This is a genomic window from Arminella tubonensis (assembly GCF_003240585.1).
Lineage (GTDB): Bacteria > Pseudomonadota > Alphaproteobacteria > Rhizobiales > Rhizobiaceae > Rhizobium > Rhizobium tubonense.
This window is the reverse complement of the sequence record NZ_PCDP01000065.1, coordinates 32,578-48,998: the sequence shown is the minus strand read 5'-3', so window position 1 is coordinate 48,998 and position 16,421 is coordinate 32,578. Positions and strand designations below refer to the sequence as shown.

Below are 16,421 nucleotides of genomic sequence, written 5' to 3'. Positions count from 1 at the left end.
TGGCCTCCGATGTCAATTGAAAACGGGTGGCACCATTGCGGCGCCACCCTTCAAGTCGCCCGATTTCAGAACTTGAATTCTTCAACGTTTGCCGGCGTCACGATCTTGGCTGGTCCAAGAAGCACCTCGCCTTTTTTGCCGACCTTGTAGGAACCCAGTCGCCCGGCTTCGAAGGCTTCACCCTCCTTGCCCGTCACCTTGCACTGCGCGACGGCCTGGGCCGCGTAATAGGTGAGGTAGCCAAGGTCCTTGACGTTCCACCAGATATCCTGGACCGAGCCGTTCTGGATGTATTTCTTGATGAGGGTCGCCGGCGCCAGGCCGGTGAGCTTCACCTTGCCGAGAAGACCTGCCTGATCCATGGCGCGGGCGGCAGCCGGCAAGCCGATGCCGGCCGGGATGATGATGCCCTTGAGATTTGGAAATGCCTGCGCCAGGGCCAGCGCCTGCTGCTGGTTGACCTGCTCGCTCTCCTGACCGTAGGCGACCTGGACGAGCTTCATCTTCGCGTATTTCTTGTCGGCTGCCATCTTCTTCTTCATGAAGTCGATCCAGGCATTCTGGTTGGTCGCAGTGGGCGTCGACGAGAGGATTGCGAATTCGCCCTCGTAGTTGATCATCTGACCCATGGATTCCAGCATCATTTCGGCCAGGCTGTCGCCGGCCGCCTGATTGAGGAACACGGTGCGGGCGGCGCTTGCCACATCGGAATCGTAGGACACGACTTTCACGCCCTGCTTGGCCGCACGGCGCAGAGCCGGGGCAACCGCGTTGGCATCGTTGGCGGAAATCGCTATGACGCCGACCTTTTGCGAAACGAGGTTATTGATGAAATCGATCTGCGCCTCGGCGGTCGCCTGCGAGGGGGCCTGCTTGATCGCCTTGCCGCCGATTTCCTTGGCGGCCTCCTCTGCGCCGGTCTGGGCGACCTGGAAATAGGGATCCGTGTCGAGCTTCGGCAGGAAGCCGACCGTTACCGGCCCCTTGGCGCATTCCTCCGCGCTGGCGGCGGCGACGCTTGCGATCAGGCTCCCCGCGATGAGCAGAGTTTTGATAAGATGCGATGTCATTTACGTTTCCTCCTCAAGATATCCGGTCCGATGAAGCAGGCCAGCCCCGGAACTACTCGCCTGTTTTGACTTTGGAATGCCGCGTTCGGACGCTGGCTAAAATTCGCTCCGCCGCATTGCTGGCCAGCAGAGACAGAATGAGCAGAAGACCGATGACCGTGCCCTGCGCGTCGCCGCCAATCTGCAGCAGGCCGAGGACGTTGCGAATGGTCGCGACGAGAAGCAGTGCCCATAACACGCCCGTCAGCCGGCCGCGGCCGCCGAACACGCTGATCCCTCCAAGGAGAGCGATCGTGATGACATCGAGCTCAATGCCAAGGGCATTGTTGGCGCGGGCATTTGCCAGACGTGCCGCATAGACCATGCCAGCCGCCCCGCAAACCACGCCTGACGTCACGAACAGAGCAAAGACCGTTCGCGCAAGGCGAATGCCGGAATAACGCGCTGCATCTGGGCTGCCGCCTATCGCATAGATCCGACGGCCAAGCGGCATCTTTTGAAGCGCGACGGCAAAGAGCGGCGCTAGAAGCAGGAAGGGAATGATGGTGAGGGGCACGGCCGAGGAGCCGACCGTGTCGATGCCGAAATCAAGGAAGCTGTCAGGAAAATCATTGATCGAGTCCGAGCCAAGGAGGATATAGGCAATACCGCGGAACAGCGCCATTGTACCGAGCGTCACGACGAGCGATGGCAGACCAAGCTTCGTCACCAGAACGCCGTTGAAGGCGCCACAAACGCCGCCGGCCATAAGCGTCACCGGAACTGCCAGCAACAGCGGCGCGCCTTCCCTTGTCAGCAGCCCGAATATCACGCTGGTCAGCGCCAGAATGCTGCCGACGGACAGGTCGATTTCACGGGCAATGATCAGAAGAACCATCGGCAGGACGATCAGCGCCCGCTCGGAAATGCCGGCGATTGCCTGGGATATATTGAAAACGGACGCGAAGTTCGGCACGCCGAGCAGCGCATAGGCGATGACGGCGATGGTCAGGACAGCCAGGAAATTGTCCCAATTCGCAAAGCGGCTGACGAAGCTCGGGCTGGATTTTGAGTTCGTGCTCATCAATGCGCTCCCCTGCGTTTGCCGGCCGCACGACGGGCAACGAATGCGTCGATGCCGATGGCTGCCAGGATGACCAGCCCATAGACGCCCTGAAGCCAGAGAGGATCGACACGCACCAGCGTCAGTCCATTGTTGATGATCAGCAGCATCAACGCGCCGGCTGCCACGCCGAGCACGGTGCCGGAGCCGCCACGCACTGCAATGCCGCCCACAACGACCGCGGCAATCACCGTCAGTTCGAAGCCGTAGGCAACGCGAGCATCGACTGTCGCATAGCGCGAAGCCCAGAGCGCGCCGTCGAACCCGGCCAGAAGTCCGGCTACCGAAAAGGCTGTCAGGATGCGCGCACGCGATGGAATGCCGATAAGGCTGGCGCCGCCGGGATTGGAACCGATGGCAAACAGCTCCCGGCCGACGGAGGTGTTGCGAAGGAAATAGGCAACCGCAAGAAGCGTCACCACAGCGATCAGCAGGACTGCCGGGACGCCGAAGATGTTTGCCGCCGTCATGTCCAGCCAAGCCTGGGGCACCTGATCGGCGCTGACCTGCGTTCCCCCGGCCCAGAGGCTATTGATGCCTCGAAATATCGACATTGTCCCGAGCGTCACCACAATCGCAGGAACCCTGCCGTAGGTCACGATCAGTCCATTCAAAAGTCCGGCCGCAAGCCCGATGGCACAAGCCAAAGCGACACCACCCAATACCCCGATTTCCGGATGGAGATGAATGGTCGACGCAGCGCCGTAGGCGGCAAGGCCAATGATCGCTGCGACGGAAAGATCGATGCTGCGCGTGATCACCACCAGCATCTGGGCTACCGCGACAATCATCAGCAATCCGGCATCCATTGCCAGGGCAGACAGATTGGCGCCGCTGAGCATACGCACGTTCAATATCGAAATCGGAATGACGACGGCAGCGATGGCCGCAAAAAGTCCGAACTCGCGGCGGGAAACCAACCGCCTCAAACTGCTGTCCGTAGTCTTCTCAGGACTGTGCGACCGCTCGTCGTGATGCTGGACCGGTTTGGCAACGAGTTCGCCATCCACCTGCCGGACGATTGCATTCGTCGCCGCACCGATCACTTTTTCCTGTGTGGCTTCGTCCCGGCTGAATTCAGCGGTGACCACCCCTTCTCGCAGAACGATCATCCGATCGGCCATACCGAGAAGCTCCGGCAGTTCGGATGAGATCAGTATGATCGCCATGCCCTTGCTGGCCAGATCGACCATCATCGCATGCACATCTGCTTTCGTCTGAACGTCTATGCCTTGTGTCGGCTCGTCGAGGATTAGGATGCGCGGTTTCGTCGCCAGCCATTTCGCCAGAACGACTTTCTGCTGGTTGCCCCCGGACAGGGCGCTGACCGGCTGCTCGAAGGACTTGAACCGCAGCCGAAGACGATCGAGAAACGGCTTTGCAATGCCGAGTTCCAGGGTGCGCGACATCAGCCCACCTCGCGTTGCCTCGTCAAGCACCGTCAGTGACGCGTTGTTGAGGATCGAGAAGTCCATGACCAGGCTCTGGCCGATCCGGTCTTCGGAAACATAGGCGACGCCGTGGTCCATCGCATCCTTTGGCGAGGAATAGCCTACCAGCTCGCCGTCGATTGCAATCGAGCCCGCCGTCGGCTGGTCGATGCCGAACAGCACGCGGGCGATTTCGGTACGGCCGCTGCCGACCAACCCGCCAAACCCCAGGATCTCGCCGGCTCGCAGTTGAAACGACACATCCTTGAACAGGCCGTCGCAGGACAGACCTTTGACATCGAGGACGACGTCGCCGGGCTTTGCAGCATTGTGCGGATAAAGGCCGTCAAGCGAGCGGCCAACCATCATCTGCACCGCACGCTCGCGCGTCAGCTCTGCGGCAACTTCCGTTCCGACAAGGCGCCCGTCGCGCAAGATGGCGATGCGATCGGCGACGTGAAAGATCTCGTCCATTCTATGGCCGACGAACATCATCGCCACACCTTGGGTACGAAGATTGTTCACAACTGAAAACAGCCGCTCGACTTCTCTCTGCGACAGGGCTGCAGTAGGCTCGTCCATGATCAGGACCCGCGCATCGAGCGAAAGCGCCCGGGCAATTTCGACCAATTGCTGCTCGGACGTCCGCAACCGTTTCAGAGGCGCCGTCACCTCGACGTCAAGGCCGACCAGCGTCAGAAGACGCGCCGCCTCATCCTGCATGTGGCGATGATCGAGCTTCCAGCGCAGGCCGGTCTGCCCGATGAAAAGGTTCTCAGCGATGCTGAGATCGGGAAAGAGGCCAGGATGCTGATGCATGACGGCGACACCCGCCCGCTGAGCTTCCAGCGGTGAGGCGAATTCGACCGACTTGCCAAGAATAAAAACCTGGCCGCCGTCCGGGCGATGGACGCCTGCAAGCAGCTTGACGCAGGTGCTCTTGCCCGCGCCGTTCTCTCCAAGGAGAGCAAGAACTTCCCCCGCCCGCAGTTGGATGGACACATCGGCAACCGCAACCGTGCCGCCGAAGACCTTGGTGACGCCATCAAGTGACGCCACGATTTGGCCTATCTCCGTCGCCCCGGACGCAGTGGGCTTGCCCGAAACATCAAGCATCGCGCACATCCAAGAAGGCCGGACCGTACCAAGCGCTGAAAATCATGTCCTTGATGCCTCCTCTAGTCCCACGACGAAGGTGTCGCCCAACTCCCATTGGGTATTTATTAAAGCAATTTACTATAATCAAGCTTGAATGTCGTCAAGTATCATTTTACAGATGATGCAGAAGCTTCCTTGGCGATTGGTTGCGAAACCCGGGCCGCCGCGCTAGGGGTGGCGCGACAGCGTCGGCTTAAAGCAAAGTGCTTTCAGATACGGTCTTCAATGGTTGGAACGCATGGCAGGAAAAGGCAGCAACTCAGTCCAACTCCGCCATTACAACGAGCGCGTCGTACTGGAAGCGGTGCGGCGTTTCGGTCAGGCATCCAAGGCAGAAATAGCGCGGTTCGCACATCTGACCCCGCCGGCTGTTGCCGGGATCGTCGATGCGCTGGTCGCTGGCGGCTACATGGTCGAAAACGGCAAACGCTTCGGCGGCAAGGGCCAGCCATCGGCGATGTACGCGCTTGCCAATAGCGGCGCCTACTCCATAGGCTTTCATATCGGCCGCAGAGCGATGGACGCCATCCTGATCGATTTTGCCGGGCAAACCTGTGCGTTCGAGACCCACGACTACGATCACCCGGATCCAGACAGCATCAAACGTCTAGGGGGTGCGGCGATTGCGCGGTTCAAGTCGCAATTGGGCAGCCCGTTGAGTTCTCGGCTGATCGGCATCGGCATATCCGCGCCCTATTTCATAGGCGGGTGGGACGAGGAACTCGGATTTCCCGGTGACGTGCAATTGGCCTGGCGATCGTTCGATCTGAAGGCTTATTTCACGGAGACGCACAACCTTCCCGTCATGATCGAGAACGATGCATCTGCCGCTGCGGTCGCGGAACTGGTTTATGGCCTTGGAAAGCAATATTCCGATTTCCTGCACATTTCCCTCAGCACGTTTGTCGGCGGCGGCCTTGTTCTCGACGGCACGCTGCAGACCGGGCCGAACGGCAACACAGCCGCCTACGGCCCCTTCCCGGTCACTCATTCGACATTGAGTTCGGTTCCAAAGCCGAAAGGGAAATTCGAGGTCCTGCTGCATCGCGCGTCGATCTACACACTCGTCCATCATCTGCGCACCAATGGTATCGACATCAGGCGGGTGCGCGATCTTGATCCGATGCCGGCGGCCGCGCGTGGGCTGGTATCGGAATGGCAGGACGATTGCGCCGATGCGCTCGCCCAGGCGATCATCGGAAGCATCGCCGTCGTGGATGTCGAAGCGGTCGTCATAGACGGGCTCCTGCCCGCTCCCCTGCTCATGGAAACGGTCGCCCGCGTACGCCAATGTTTTTCCGAGATGGTTCCTCCAGGACTGATCGCACCGACGATAACCGCCGGCGCATTGGGAGCGCGGGGCTCGGCATTGGGAGCAAGCATTCTTCCCATCTATCTGATGTTCGGCCCGGACACAGGCGTGCTGATGAAGAAGGGCAACGACAAGAAGCCGCTCCTGATCGGGTCCTGATCAAAGTTGGTTCCGAAGACCATGATCGCCGGCGTCGAGACGGCGGCCGCTAGATTCTCCTTCCCCTAATATTCAATCCCGGCTTGACAGGGGACCTATTGGGTGCTTGTTTATACGTATCACTAATACGTATAAGTCGAGATTGTATTGGCCAGCGGACGAGCAACGCAAAAGGATGTGGCAAGGGCGGCGGGTGTCTCGCAGGCCACCGTATCGCTTGTGCTAAGCGGCGGCGGCGCGCTCTCGATCCCTGCCGAAACTTGGGATCGCATCACAAAGGTGGCCAAAGATCTCGGCTACGTGCCCAACCGGTTCGCGCAGGCATTGAAGACCAATCGGTCAATGACGATCGCCTGCATCGTTCCCGACATCACCAACCCGTTCTATCCGTCTCTGATCCGCGGCATTCAATCGGTCGCCGACGGAATGAGCTACGATGTCATTGCCGTTAACACCGACGGCTCGCCTGATCGCGAGCGGCATTTTCTCGACTGGGCGCGGCAGGGGCGCGTCGACGGCGTAATAGGCGTATTCTTTACGCTTCGCGCCGGCGATTTCAGGCCGCTGATCGAGGCAGGCGTACCCGTGGTGCGCATTGAATCGTCCAAGAAGCGCGGCGGTGAAATCGCGCTCGACGATATTTTCGTCGACAGTCGTGCGGCGGCCTTTGCGGTGACTGAGTACCTGATCGCTCAAGGCCATTCCCGTATCGCCATGGTCGCTGGGCGTGGCGGTCCGCAGGGCAACCGCATCGAGGGGTATCGCACCGCGCTGGCCAACGTCGGCTATGACGAGCATGTCGTGGTCGACGAGGAGTTCAGCGAGATTGGTGGCCTACGCGCTGCCGAGACTATTCTGGCAAGTGCATTTCGACCAACAGCCATCTTTGCCGCCAACGACCTGATGGCGGTCGGCGTCATGCAGTCGCTGCGCGAGCGCAATATCTTGATACCGCGAGAGATGGCCGTGGTCGGCTTCGACGATATCTCAGCCGCAAAGCTTGTCACACCCCCACTGACGACGGTGGCCCAGTTTCAATGGCAGATGGGAGAACGCGCCGCCCAAACGCTCATGGAGCGGCTGCGCGGCGTCAAGACCGGCCCCGGCACCGCGGTCGAAATGCCTTTCAATTTAATCCAAAGGGGCTCGACGTAAGGCCACCTGAGGCAAACCTGGAGGAGGAAAACATGCAACGCCGTACAATTTTGAAGGCCGGACTTGGTCTGGCAAGCCTGCCGCTTCTATCGCGCTTCGCATTTGCAGCCGATCAGAAACCCGTGACGTTCTGGTATGAATCCGCATCGCCGGAAAACCAGGACAATCTCAAGAATCTGCTGGTCGATCCGTTCAACGCGGCCCATCCGGAAGATAGCTTGAGCATCGATTTCCGCGGCTCGGACCTCGACAAGCAGCTCCGCGTCGCCATGCTTTCGGGCACTGGTCCCGATGTCGTCTTCACCGCCGGCCCGAGCTATGTTGCCGCCATGTCGCAGGCCGGGCAACTTCTGCCGCTCGACGACTATGCCAAGAAATATGGCTGGAACGACAACATCCTGCCGCTTTTCCTCGAGCTCGGAAAATATGACGGCAAGCTCTATGCACTTGCCAAGACCTATGAAACGCTGGGTCTCTTCTACAACAAGACGCTCTTTGCCAAAAATAGTTGGAAAGCGCCCACGACCGTCCCAGAGTTCGAAGCGCTGGCTGACGAGATGAAAGCCAAGGGCCTGGTGCCGTTCGGCGCCGGCAATGCCGACTGGCGTCCGGCGAACGAGCACTATGTCTCAATCATTCTCAACTCCATCGCCGGCCCGGAAAACGTTTATAAAGCGCTGACCGGGGCGATCCCCTGGACCGATCCGGCCTTTGTCGCGTCAATCGACAAGCTGGCCGAGTGGTGGGACAAGGGGTACTTTGGCGACAACTACTTCTCGCTGACGCTCGAGCAGGCCTTTGCCCAGGTCGCCACCGGTCAGGCCGGGATGGCGCCGACGGGCACGTGGAATTTCACCAACATCAATCCCTATTTCCCTGATAACAAGGCGGAGCCGGGTTTTGTCGGTTTCCCGAGTGCAAAAGGTGATCCGATCTATCCGCTTGGCATCGGTTCGACCCTGTCGGTCAATGCAAAGTCGGACAACGCGGACGGCGCGGCGACGGTGCTGGATTACATGTTCAAGGATGACTTCTACAGCAAGATGAATTCGGCCTGGCAGGGCGAATGGAACCTTCCGCTGAAAGATCTCTCCAAGGTGACGCTCTCCGACAAGGTGCCGCCGCTCTACACCGAGACCATGAAGAACCTGTCGGCAGCGGTGTCCGACGGCAAATACGGCTACACCACCTGGACGTTCCTGCCGCCTGCAACCGACACCTATCTCGTCAGCGGCATGGAAGAAGTCTGGCTCAAGAAGATCAAGTCCACCGACTTCCTGAAGAAGCTGGATGAAACCTTCAAGAGCGAAAAGGAAGCCGGCAAGGCTCCCGCCGTTCCCCCGCGCACCTAATAACGAAGCATGACGGGCGGCGATTGCGCGCCGCCCCTCCCCTGGAGGAAAATCCATGCACCGCCTCTACATCGTTCCGACGATGATCATTAACGTTGTCATCGTGCTGATCCCGGCACTTTTGACAGTCGTGCTCGCCTTCTGCACCTGGGATGGCATCTCGGCGCCGACATTCGCCGGCCTTGCCAATTTCCGGGCGCTGGCGGCAGATGGCGTGTTCTGGTCGGCGCTTGGCAACAATATCATCTGGACGCTGGTCTTTCTGACTGTCCCGATCGCCATGGGCCTGCTTGCGGCATCGATGCTCTTGATCGTCCGACGCGGCAGCAATGTCCTGCAGATAATCTATTTCCTACCCGTCGTGATCGCGACCCCGATCACCGCGCGCATCTGGCAGGGCATGATCTACAGCCCGGTCACCGGCGTCTTCGGCGTCCTGAAGAAATTCGGGCTGCCGATCCCTAATCCACTCACCCAGCCCTCGATGGCGCTGTTCGGCGTTGCCACCGTCGATCTGTGGCACTGGTGGGGTTTCCTTTGCGTCATCTTCTTTGCTGCGCTGCGGCAGGTTCCGCAGGAGCAGATCGAGGCGGCCCGGCTTGAAGGTGCCACCTATGTCCAGATGATGCGCTACGTGCTTTTGCCCGGCATCCGACCAACGATCACCCTCATGATGATCATGACGGTGATCTGGTCGTTCCTTGCCTTCGATTTCGTCTACATCCTGACCCAAGGCGGTCCGGCATTCTCGAGCGAAGTCCTTTCCACGCTCGCTTATCGTCATGCGTTCTATGATCTTAATGTTGGGCAGGCCGCTGCCGCAGCACTGGTCATCAGCCTCTTCGGGCTGGTCGGGACGTTCTTTTATGTCCGGATACAGACGCGGGAGGGCGAGCAATGAGACTGGTAGAAAGCCGGGCGACGCTGACATTCTCCTATATCCTGCTCGGCATCTTCGCGTTCATCGCACTTTTCCCGATTGCTCTTTTGGTGCTGAATTCACTGAAGCCGGCAGCGCAGATCGTGCAGAACCCGCTTGGCCTCCCGCAGCCGATCCGTTGGATGAATTTCGTCAACGCCTGGAGCCACGCCAGGTTCTCGAAGACGTTCGTCAATTCGCTGATCGTCAGCGGCACGACGATCGTCCTTGTCTGCAGCACCTCCTCGCTGACGGCCTATGTGCTGGCGCGCAAGAAGATCAAGTCCTGGAAGATTTTTACGTTTTACCTTCTGGCCACCACCACGGCGCCGGTACAGCTTTATATCTTCCCGCTCTATTTCGGCTTCGCCAAGCTCGGCCTCATCAACAATATCTTCGGTGTGGCGCTAATCTATACGGCGCTCTTCAGCCCCTTCGCGGTCATGCTGTTGAGAACCTATTTCCTGGCTGTGCCGAAGGAGCTGGAAGAAGCGGCGATCGTTGATGGCGCCACCGCCTGGCAGGTGTTTTCGAAGGTCATGCTGCCGATTGTCTCTCCGGGCATCCTTACGGTCGCCTTGATTATCGGCCTGAATTCGTGGAACGAATTCCTGATCGCCACCACTTTCCTGCAGAAGGCGGACAACGTCACGGCGGTCATCGCCTTTTATCTTCTTTCCGGCCAGTACAGCTCCGACTGGGGTGAAATCATGGCTGCCGCACTTATCATCGTTGTCCCCGTCGTCGCGCTTTTCGTCTTCATGCAGAAGCGCTTCATCGAGGGCATGGCCGGTGGCTCGGTCAAAGGTTGAACCAATCCAATTCCCAGATGGAGTAGTCTGAAATGCAGCTTCCGAACGACTATCTCGAACGTGTCTATGCCGGCGTCCTTGGCAAGCTTGTCGGCGTCTATCTCGGCCGGCCTTTCGAGGGCTGGACCTACCAGAAGATCATGGAAGAGCTCGGCCCGATCGAATATTACGTGCATGAGCGCCTGAACCAGCCGCTGGTCGTTACCGACGACGATGTTGCCGGCACATTCACCTTCATCCGTGCACTTGAGGATTACGGTGTCAAACCCGGCATTTCCGCCGAAGAGATCGGCAAAAGCTGGTTGAATTACATTGTTGAGGAACGCTCGATCCTTTGGTGGGGTGGCAACGGCAATTCCACCGAGCACACGGCATGGCTGAACCTGAAAAAGGGTGTCGCGGCCCCGGCGTCGGGCTCGATCGCAACCAACGGCCAGGCAGTCGCCGAGCAGATCGGCGCGCAGATATTCATCGACGGATGGGCCATGGTCGCGCCACGCCAGCCCGAGCTTGCGGCGAAACTTGCCGAGCAAGCAGGCAAAGTCAGCCACGACGGCGAATCGGTCTATGCGGCGATGCTGTGGGCGGCGATGGAGGCGGAAGCGTTCGGGTCAGCGGATATCGACCATCTGCTCGATACCGGCCTCGCGCAGATCCCGCGCGACAGCCTGATTGCGAAACTGATTGCCGACATACGCGCCTGGCACAAGGCCAATCCAGACTGGCGCGACACCCGCCAGAAAATTCAGGATCACTACGGCTATGACAAATATCCAGGCAACTGCCACGTGGTGCCCAATCACGCACTGATGGTGATGGCGGTGCTCTATGCCCCCCATGACTTTCAAAGAGCGCAGATGATCGTCAACACATCGGGCTGGGATACCGATTGCAATGCCGGCAATGTCGGCTGCCTCATGGGCATTATGAACGGTCTCGAGGGGCTCGATGAAGGCCCGGATTGGCGCGGCCCGATCGCCGACCGCATGCTGATCTCCTCAGCCGATGGCGGCAATTCGATCAACGACGCAGTTCGCCAGGCCTACTATCTGACTAATCTCGGCCTCGAACTTTCCGGCGGCCAGACGCTCGATGCGCCAAAGAACGGCGCCCAGTTTCACTTCTCCCTGCCGGGCAGCCAGCAGGGGTTCCAGGTCCAGCCAGGGCTTGATGCCAACAAGTCAGTGCGCATCCGCAATGCTGAATTCGAAGGCAGCCGAGCGCTCGCAATCGACTTCGAAGCGCTAGGTCCGGGCCAGCTGGTGGCCATCACCAGTCCCACCTTCTCTCCGCGCGAGATGCTGAATATGCGCACTTACGATCTGATGGCCACGCCGCTGGTCTATCCCGGCCAGGTGGTGAAGGCACGGGTCGTCGCAGATGCCGGGAGCCTCGGCTCGGTCGAGGTGAAGCTGCGCGCCCGCGTCTATGACGAGCACGACCAGATGCGCGATGTGGAGGGCGAGGCCAAAAGGATTGGCGCGGGCGAAGAGGCAATGCTCGAATGGCAGTTGCCCGAAATGGGCGGTCAGCCGATCGCCGAGCTGGGACTGGTTATTGCGAGCACCGACAAACGTGCCGATGGCCGCTTGCTGGTCGATTATCTTCGCTGGGATGGCGCGCCGGCATTCACGCTCCGCCGCCCACAAGGCGATGGTGATTTCTGGCGCATGGCGTGGGTCAATGGCGCGAGCTTCTTCTCCAAGCGGTTCCCGCAGGCCTTCCGGATTTCGCAGACCGTCGGTGAAGGCATTATCATCCACGGCACGCGTCAATGGACGGACTATCAGGCCTCCGGGGATGTGATGCTGCATCTCGGCAATTATGGTGGCCTTGCCGTGCGAGCCCAGGGCTTGCGCCGCTACTACGGCGCGCGCGTCACCCGCGAAGGCAAGATGCAGATCGTCCGGGTGCGCGATGAAGATATCAGGATATTGGCCGAAGCCGCCTTCAAGACGGAATTCGAAAAGCCAATCGCAATGCGGGTTGCGGCCACCGGCAATCGCATCGTCTTCGAGGCCGACGGCGTCTTAATCTCGGCTGAAGACAATGCGCCTGGGGCCTTCAACGACGGGGGTATTGGCCTGATCGTCCACCAGGGCGCGCTTTCATCAAACGAAATACGCATCGGGGCTGTGCAATGACAAGTCGCGTCCGGGAAGGAAACTAAAGATGGCGACAGTCACGATCGACAGGGCACGCAAGGCCTATGGCGCCATGAAAGTGCTGCACGGGGTTTCGGTCGACATCGCCGATGGCGAATTTGTCGTTCTCGTCGGCCCGTCCGGCTGCGGGAAATCCACCTTGCTACGCATGATCGCCGGGTTGGAGGACATCACTGGCGGGACCATCAGCATCGGCGAACGGGTCGTCAACAATCTGCCGCCGAAAGAGCGTGACATCTCCATGGTGTTCCAGAATTACGCGCTTTATCCGCACATGACGGTTGCCGAGAACATGGCGTTTTCGATGACGCTGGCCAAAGCGCCGAAAGCGGAGAAGCAGCGGCGGGTCGCCGAAGCCGCACAGATTCTGGGGCTCACCCCTTTGCTCGAGCGTTATCCGCGGCAGTTGTCCGGCGGCCAGCGCCAGCGTGTGGCTATGGGACGGTCGATCGTGCGCAACCCACAGGTCTTCCTGTTCGACGAGCCTCTTAGCAATCTCGACGCCAAGCTGCGCGTCGCCATGAGAGCTGAGATCAAAAGCCTGCACCGGCGGCTGACGACGACGACAGTCTACGTCACCCATGACCAGGTTGAAGCAATGACCATGGCCGATCGGATCGTTGTCATGAACGAAGGCCGGATAGAGCAAATTGGGGCGCCGCTCGAACTCTACGACAATCCCGGCAGCATCTTCGTTGCCGGCTTCATCGGCTCGCCGTCGATGAACCTGCTCAAGGGTACGGTCGAGCAAACCGACGGTGCGCCGGTCTTCCGTCTTGGCGCCGATGCGACTTTGCCGTTGCCGGTTGGCCTGCGCTCAGCCGGCAGCGCAGAAATCTACGGCATTCGGCCGGAATATCTCAGCATCTCGGAACAGAGAAACGGGATCGCCGCCAGAGTTGTCGTTGTCGAGCCACTGGGTTCGGAAATTCAGCTGCTGGTGTCGGTCGGCGATCAAACCCTCGTCATCGTCCTGCGTGACCGGATCGAGATTGCTCCAGACGACGTCATCTGGCTCAAGCCAGACGTCAGTCGCGTGTGCCTTTTCGACAACAATGGGCTGAGGCTGGCCGACTGAGCTTCGATGGCGGCAAAGCAAGGCTGCAGACGCCATCGGCGTATGCAGCCGCTCCACGCAAGCATTTCGCTACTGCAATTGCGGCTTCTTGAGGTAGCTGTCCCGGTCGGCTGACTTAACACGCAGCCAGGCTTCGCGGCCGCCGCGCAATATTCTCATCGGGAACTCCGTGCCAGCCGGGCCGCTTTGCCACAGCTTCCGATAAAAGTCCGCAAGGCCCGCGACCTCTCCATCTCCTATCTCCGAAATGACGTCACCTCGACGCAGGCCCGCATCGGCACCGGGGCCCCCTTCGGCCACGTTCATAACGACGACCTGGCCATTGGTTTCGGCGGAAAACACGCCAAGCCACGGCCGCCGCGGATGGCTAACCTGGCCGCGGTTCAAAAGATCATCAAGAATCGGGCGTAACAGGTTGATCGGCACCACCATATTGATGTCGGCGCTCGCGCCGCTTTGGATCAATTGCATGCGAAGCGAACCGATGCCGAGAAGCTTGCCGTCCGTGCTGATGAGCGCAGCACCTCCCCAGGACGGGTGGGCAGGCGAGATAAAAATCGCCTCGTCCAGCAGGTACTCCCAATAGCCCGCGAATTGCTGCTTGGCGACGATATTTGCGTCGACAAACTGGCCCATGCCGTCTGCAAGCACGACCGGATCGCCCACCATGGCTTCGTCGGCATCGCCTAGATCCATGGGGGGACATCCAAGCTGGCCCAGTGCCTGCACCAGTCCGAAGCCTGTCTCCTGGTCGTAGGCAAGCGCGTGACCAGGAACCAGTTTTCCATCACTGGTCGTCAGCCAGACCTCCTCCGCCTCGGTGATAAGGTAGCCAATCGTAAGCACCAGTCCGTTTGCCCTGATGACCACTCCGCTGCCTTCCCTGCGGATACCAAGCGCGGTCGCCGTAAATGCGTCCTCCGGGATGGAAGACCGTACCGCCACCATCGACTGAAAAATCGCATCGATATTCATGATCTGGTCTCCGTGAACTGCAATTCCGAGGCGCTCGGGAAGACCGCCACGCTCGACACAGAACAAACGTCTGGCCTCACGGGCAGGTATGGATCCGCAGCACCTGGCACAAGGGCTTGCCAGCAGAATTTTCTATGGCGTATTCACCTGACACAGAGCCGACACTCGATCGGATCAACGGAACCGTGGCGGTTTCTGCGGCGCGTTGGCGTTGATCTCGTGCAGAGGCGCATATTTACCCAATAGCCTTACCAGTTTGCGTTCCTCATGCGCATCAAGGCCAATCTTCCTGCAATGCTCAGCGACGTCGCGGCTTTTAGGACCTGGATCGCTGACTTGTCGATTGTTGAGATGTTCCATCGTTGTTTCCTCCTGCAAGGGAAACGCAATTGCATGGCCTCTGGTTCGGCGACAGCTTCTTTTTTGTGCGGTCAAGGCACTCGCAAACGCGATTTCGCCGTGCGCAACCACCGCGAGGCTACGATGGCGATCGAACTATGCCGTAGACGATGTTGCGGTTTGCACCAAAATGCACGCTGGCGTCAAAGGCCTCCCTGCCATCCACCGCAGCGATAATGTCCCACATGTCAGACTCCGATCGCAGCAACAGCGCCCAATTCATGAATGTCTCCATGTAACCATCGACAGCGACATCATTGGAGAAATTGGCAAAAAGGAAAACCCCGCCGGGCTTCAACATTTGCAGGCAGCGCTCAGTCAACTTCACCGCAACGCCGAATGACAGATAGTCGTAGAGACCTGCGGCATAAATGAAATCGAATTGACCCAGGCTGTGCCGACCGGTCAGCAATCCGCGAACCGAGCCGTCGATGGCCTCCACACATGTCCCCGCGAAGTCCTTTGCTATCGATCCAATGCTTTCGGGATCTTGATCAAGGGCAACCCATCGCTTGATCATCCGGCTTTGGAGGGCGGTCGATCTCTCCGCTTCGCGTAAATGCCCGGCAGCGATCGTCAGGATTTCCGTGTCCGGTCCGCGACCGATCGCGATCTCATCAATATGTCGCGTCAGCAGATCGCGACGCTCTCGAACCGCCACGGAGGATGGGGCCTCCCTGGTGTAGTCATATAGGGCTCGGCCGCGCGGAGACGCCCGCTCGATCGCCTCGCTGACCCGCGCGTGGCCGTAGATAAAATCCAGCAGATGGGCGTCTCCCGAATAGCCCCGAGGTTTTTCAAACGACCAGCGCGTGAATGGGTCTTCAAGGAAAAAATCGGATACCGGATGGTTCTGGGCCACTTCAACGAGTGCTTGCCAGACCTGCGGAGAGAATTTGCGGCGAGTAAGATGCAGTTGCGTCGCCAGGCGGTCGATCACCACGGCTGCCGGCAATTCGTTCTCAACCTGCTGCTGAGCGATGCTCAAGGTCAAGGCAAGCTCGGCTTTTGCCACGGTCATCTGCTCGGCAAAATCCTCGCTTTGGGGTGTAGCGCTCTCGCGAGCCATGGATTGTGGAGTGATCAGACTCTGACCGTCGAATGAAAAGGGATGTTGGCTCACAGCGGGACTCAGTCGTTAACAATTCGCTAACTATAGGACGAGGAAGGTCAACGCGCGAATGAATTTGTCTCCATTCATAGAATGGAAGATTCGTTGATTCGCCTATCTTGGCTTTGAGCGCTTCCGCCGCATTCACGAATGACCTTGGCAAATCACTATTGGGGGGCTTCCTGCATGACCGACGCCTATATATCTGACCGCGCGGGAACCCC

13 protein-coding genes are annotated in these 16,421 nt (G+C 59.4%); 7 read left to right on the top strand and 6 right to left on the bottom strand.

The genetic code is table 11. The features are described from left to right. Nucleotides 1–65 precede the first annotated feature (65 nt). Genes CPY51_RS27835 through CPY51_RS27825 form a run of 3 tightly spaced genes read right to left on the bottom strand, consistent with a single transcriptional unit; the run spans nt 66 to nt 4,718 of the window. Entirely contained in the window at nt 66–1,070 is a 1,005-nt protein-coding gene (locus CPY51_RS27835) for a rhamnose ABC transporter substrate-binding protein (protein ID WP_111163465.1), read from the bottom strand. A gap of 52 nt (nt 1,071–1,122) precedes the next feature. After that, nucleotides 1,123–2,133 carry an ABC transporter permease gene (locus tag CPY51_RS27830; RefSeq protein ID WP_111163464.1) on the bottom strand — a complete coding sequence of 337 codons (1,011 nt, stop codon included), beginning with the start codon at nt 2,131–2,133 and terminating at the stop codon, nt 1,123–1,125. Next, nucleotides 2,133–4,718 carry an ATP-binding cassette domain-containing protein gene (locus tag CPY51_RS27825; protein WP_111163463.1) on the bottom strand — a complete coding sequence of 862 codons (2,586 nt, stop codon included), beginning with the start codon at nt 4,716–4,718 and terminating at the stop codon, nt 2,133–2,135. Before CPY51_RS27825 ends, CPY51_RS27830 begins: the two co-directional genes overlap by 1 nt. Nucleotides 4,719–4,998: 280 nt before the next feature. On the opposite strand from CPY51_RS27825, the gene CPY51_RS27820 reads away from it, so the two are divergent. From CPY51_RS27820 to CPY51_RS27790, 7 genes are all read left to right on the top strand, one after another. Next, nucleotides 4,999–6,231: an ROK family transcriptional regulator gene (locus tag CPY51_RS27820; RefSeq protein ID WP_111163462.1), complete on the top strand. Its 1,233-nt coding sequence runs from the start codon at nt 4,999–5,001 to the stop codon at nt 6,229–6,231. 147 nt (nt 6,232–6,378) lie between these two features. Next, entirely contained in the window at nt 6,379–7,386 is a 1,008-nt protein-coding gene (locus CPY51_RS27815) for a LacI family DNA-binding transcriptional regulator (protein ID WP_111163461.1), read from the top strand. Nucleotides 7,387–7,418: 32 nt separating this feature from the next. Then, nucleotides 7,419–8,738 (top strand): ABC transporter substrate-binding protein, encoded by a 1,320-nt coding sequence (locus CPY51_RS27810; protein ID WP_111163460.1) that lies wholly within the window; start codon nt 7,419–7,421, stop codon nt 8,736–8,738. A gap of 55 nt (nt 8,739–8,793) precedes the next feature. After that, nucleotides 8,794–9,639: a carbohydrate ABC transporter permease gene (locus CPY51_RS27805; RefSeq protein WP_111163459.1), complete on the top strand. Its 846-nt coding sequence runs from the start codon at nt 8,794–8,796 to the stop codon at nt 9,637–9,639. Continuing rightward, a complete protein-coding gene (locus CPY51_RS27800) occupies nt 9,636–10,469 on the top strand; it encodes a carbohydrate ABC transporter permease (protein ID WP_111163458.1) in 834 nt (277 codons plus the stop codon). Before CPY51_RS27805 ends, CPY51_RS27800 begins: the two co-directional genes overlap by 4 nt. Before the next feature lie 32 nt (nt 10,470–10,501). Then, a complete protein-coding gene (locus tag CPY51_RS27795; RefSeq protein WP_111163457.1) occupies nt 10,502–12,613 on the top strand; it encodes an ADP-ribosylglycohydrolase family protein in 2,112 nt (703 codons plus the stop codon). 28 nt (nt 12,614–12,641) lie between these two features. After that, nucleotides 12,642–13,712 (top strand): ABC transporter ATP-binding protein, encoded by a 1,071-nt coding sequence (locus CPY51_RS27790; RefSeq protein WP_111163456.1) that lies wholly within the window; start codon nt 12,642–12,644, stop codon nt 13,710–13,712. Between the two features lie 69 nt (nt 13,713–13,781). On the opposite strand, the gene CPY51_RS27785 is transcribed toward CPY51_RS27790, so the two are convergent. From CPY51_RS27785 to CPY51_RS27775, 3 genes are all read right to left on the bottom strand, one after another. Further along, the gene (locus CPY51_RS27785) at nt 13,782–14,687 is read right to left on the bottom strand and encodes a S1C family serine protease (protein ID WP_111163455.1); all 906 of its coding nucleotides are present in this window, start codon (nt 14,685–14,687) and stop codon (nt 13,782–13,784) included. A gap of 174 nt (nt 14,688–14,861) precedes the next feature. Continuing rightward, on the bottom strand, nt 14,862–15,047 hold the full coding sequence (locus CPY51_RS27780) for a hypothetical protein (protein WP_111163454.1): 186 nt from the start codon (nt 15,045–15,047) through the stop codon (nt 14,862–14,864). Between the two features lie 118 nt (nt 15,048–15,165). After that, nucleotides 15,166–16,209 carry a class I SAM-dependent methyltransferase gene (locus CPY51_RS27775; protein WP_420820749.1) on the bottom strand — a complete coding sequence of 348 codons (1,044 nt, stop codon included), beginning with the start codon at nt 16,207–16,209 and terminating at the stop codon, nt 15,166–15,168. Nucleotides 16,210–16,421: the final 212 nt, after the last annotated feature.

Coding starts and splice junctions, on each gene's coding strand:
- CPY51_RS27835 (WP_111163465.1), bottom strand. CDS start 1,070: ATGACATCGCATCTTATCAAAACTCTGCTCATCGCGGGGAGCCTGATC.
- CPY51_RS27830 (WP_111163464.1), bottom strand. CDS start 2,133: ATGAGCACGAACTCAAAATCCAGCCCGAGCTTCGTCAGCCGCTTTGCG.
- CPY51_RS27825 (WP_111163463.1), bottom strand. CDS start 4,718: ATGCTTGATGTTTCGGGCAAGCCCACTGCGTCCGGGGCGACGGAGATA.
- CPY51_RS27820 (WP_111163462.1), top strand. CDS start 4,999: ATGGCAGGAAAAGGCAGCAACTCAGTCCAACTCCGCCATTACAACGAG.
- CPY51_RS27810 (WP_111163460.1), top strand. CDS start 7,419: ATGCAACGCCGTACAATTTTGAAGGCCGGACTTGGTCTGGCAAGCCTG.
- CPY51_RS27805 (WP_111163459.1), top strand. CDS start 8,794: ATGCACCGCCTCTACATCGTTCCGACGATGATCATTAACGTTGTCATC.
- CPY51_RS27800 (WP_111163458.1), top strand. CDS start 9,636: ATGAGACTGGTAGAAAGCCGGGCGACGCTGACATTCTCCTATATCCTG.
- CPY51_RS27795 (WP_111163457.1), top strand. CDS start 10,502: ATGCAGCTTCCGAACGACTATCTCGAACGTGTCTATGCCGGCGTCCTT.
- CPY51_RS27790 (WP_111163456.1), top strand. CDS start 12,642: ATGGCGACAGTCACGATCGACAGGGCACGCAAGGCCTATGGCGCCATG.
- CPY51_RS27785 (WP_111163455.1), bottom strand. CDS start 14,687: ATGAATATCGATGCGATTTTTCAGTCGATGGTGGCGGTACGGTCTTCC.
- CPY51_RS27780 (WP_111163454.1), bottom strand. CDS start 15,047: ATGGAACATCTCAACAATCGACAAGTCAGCGATCCAGGTCCTAAAAGC.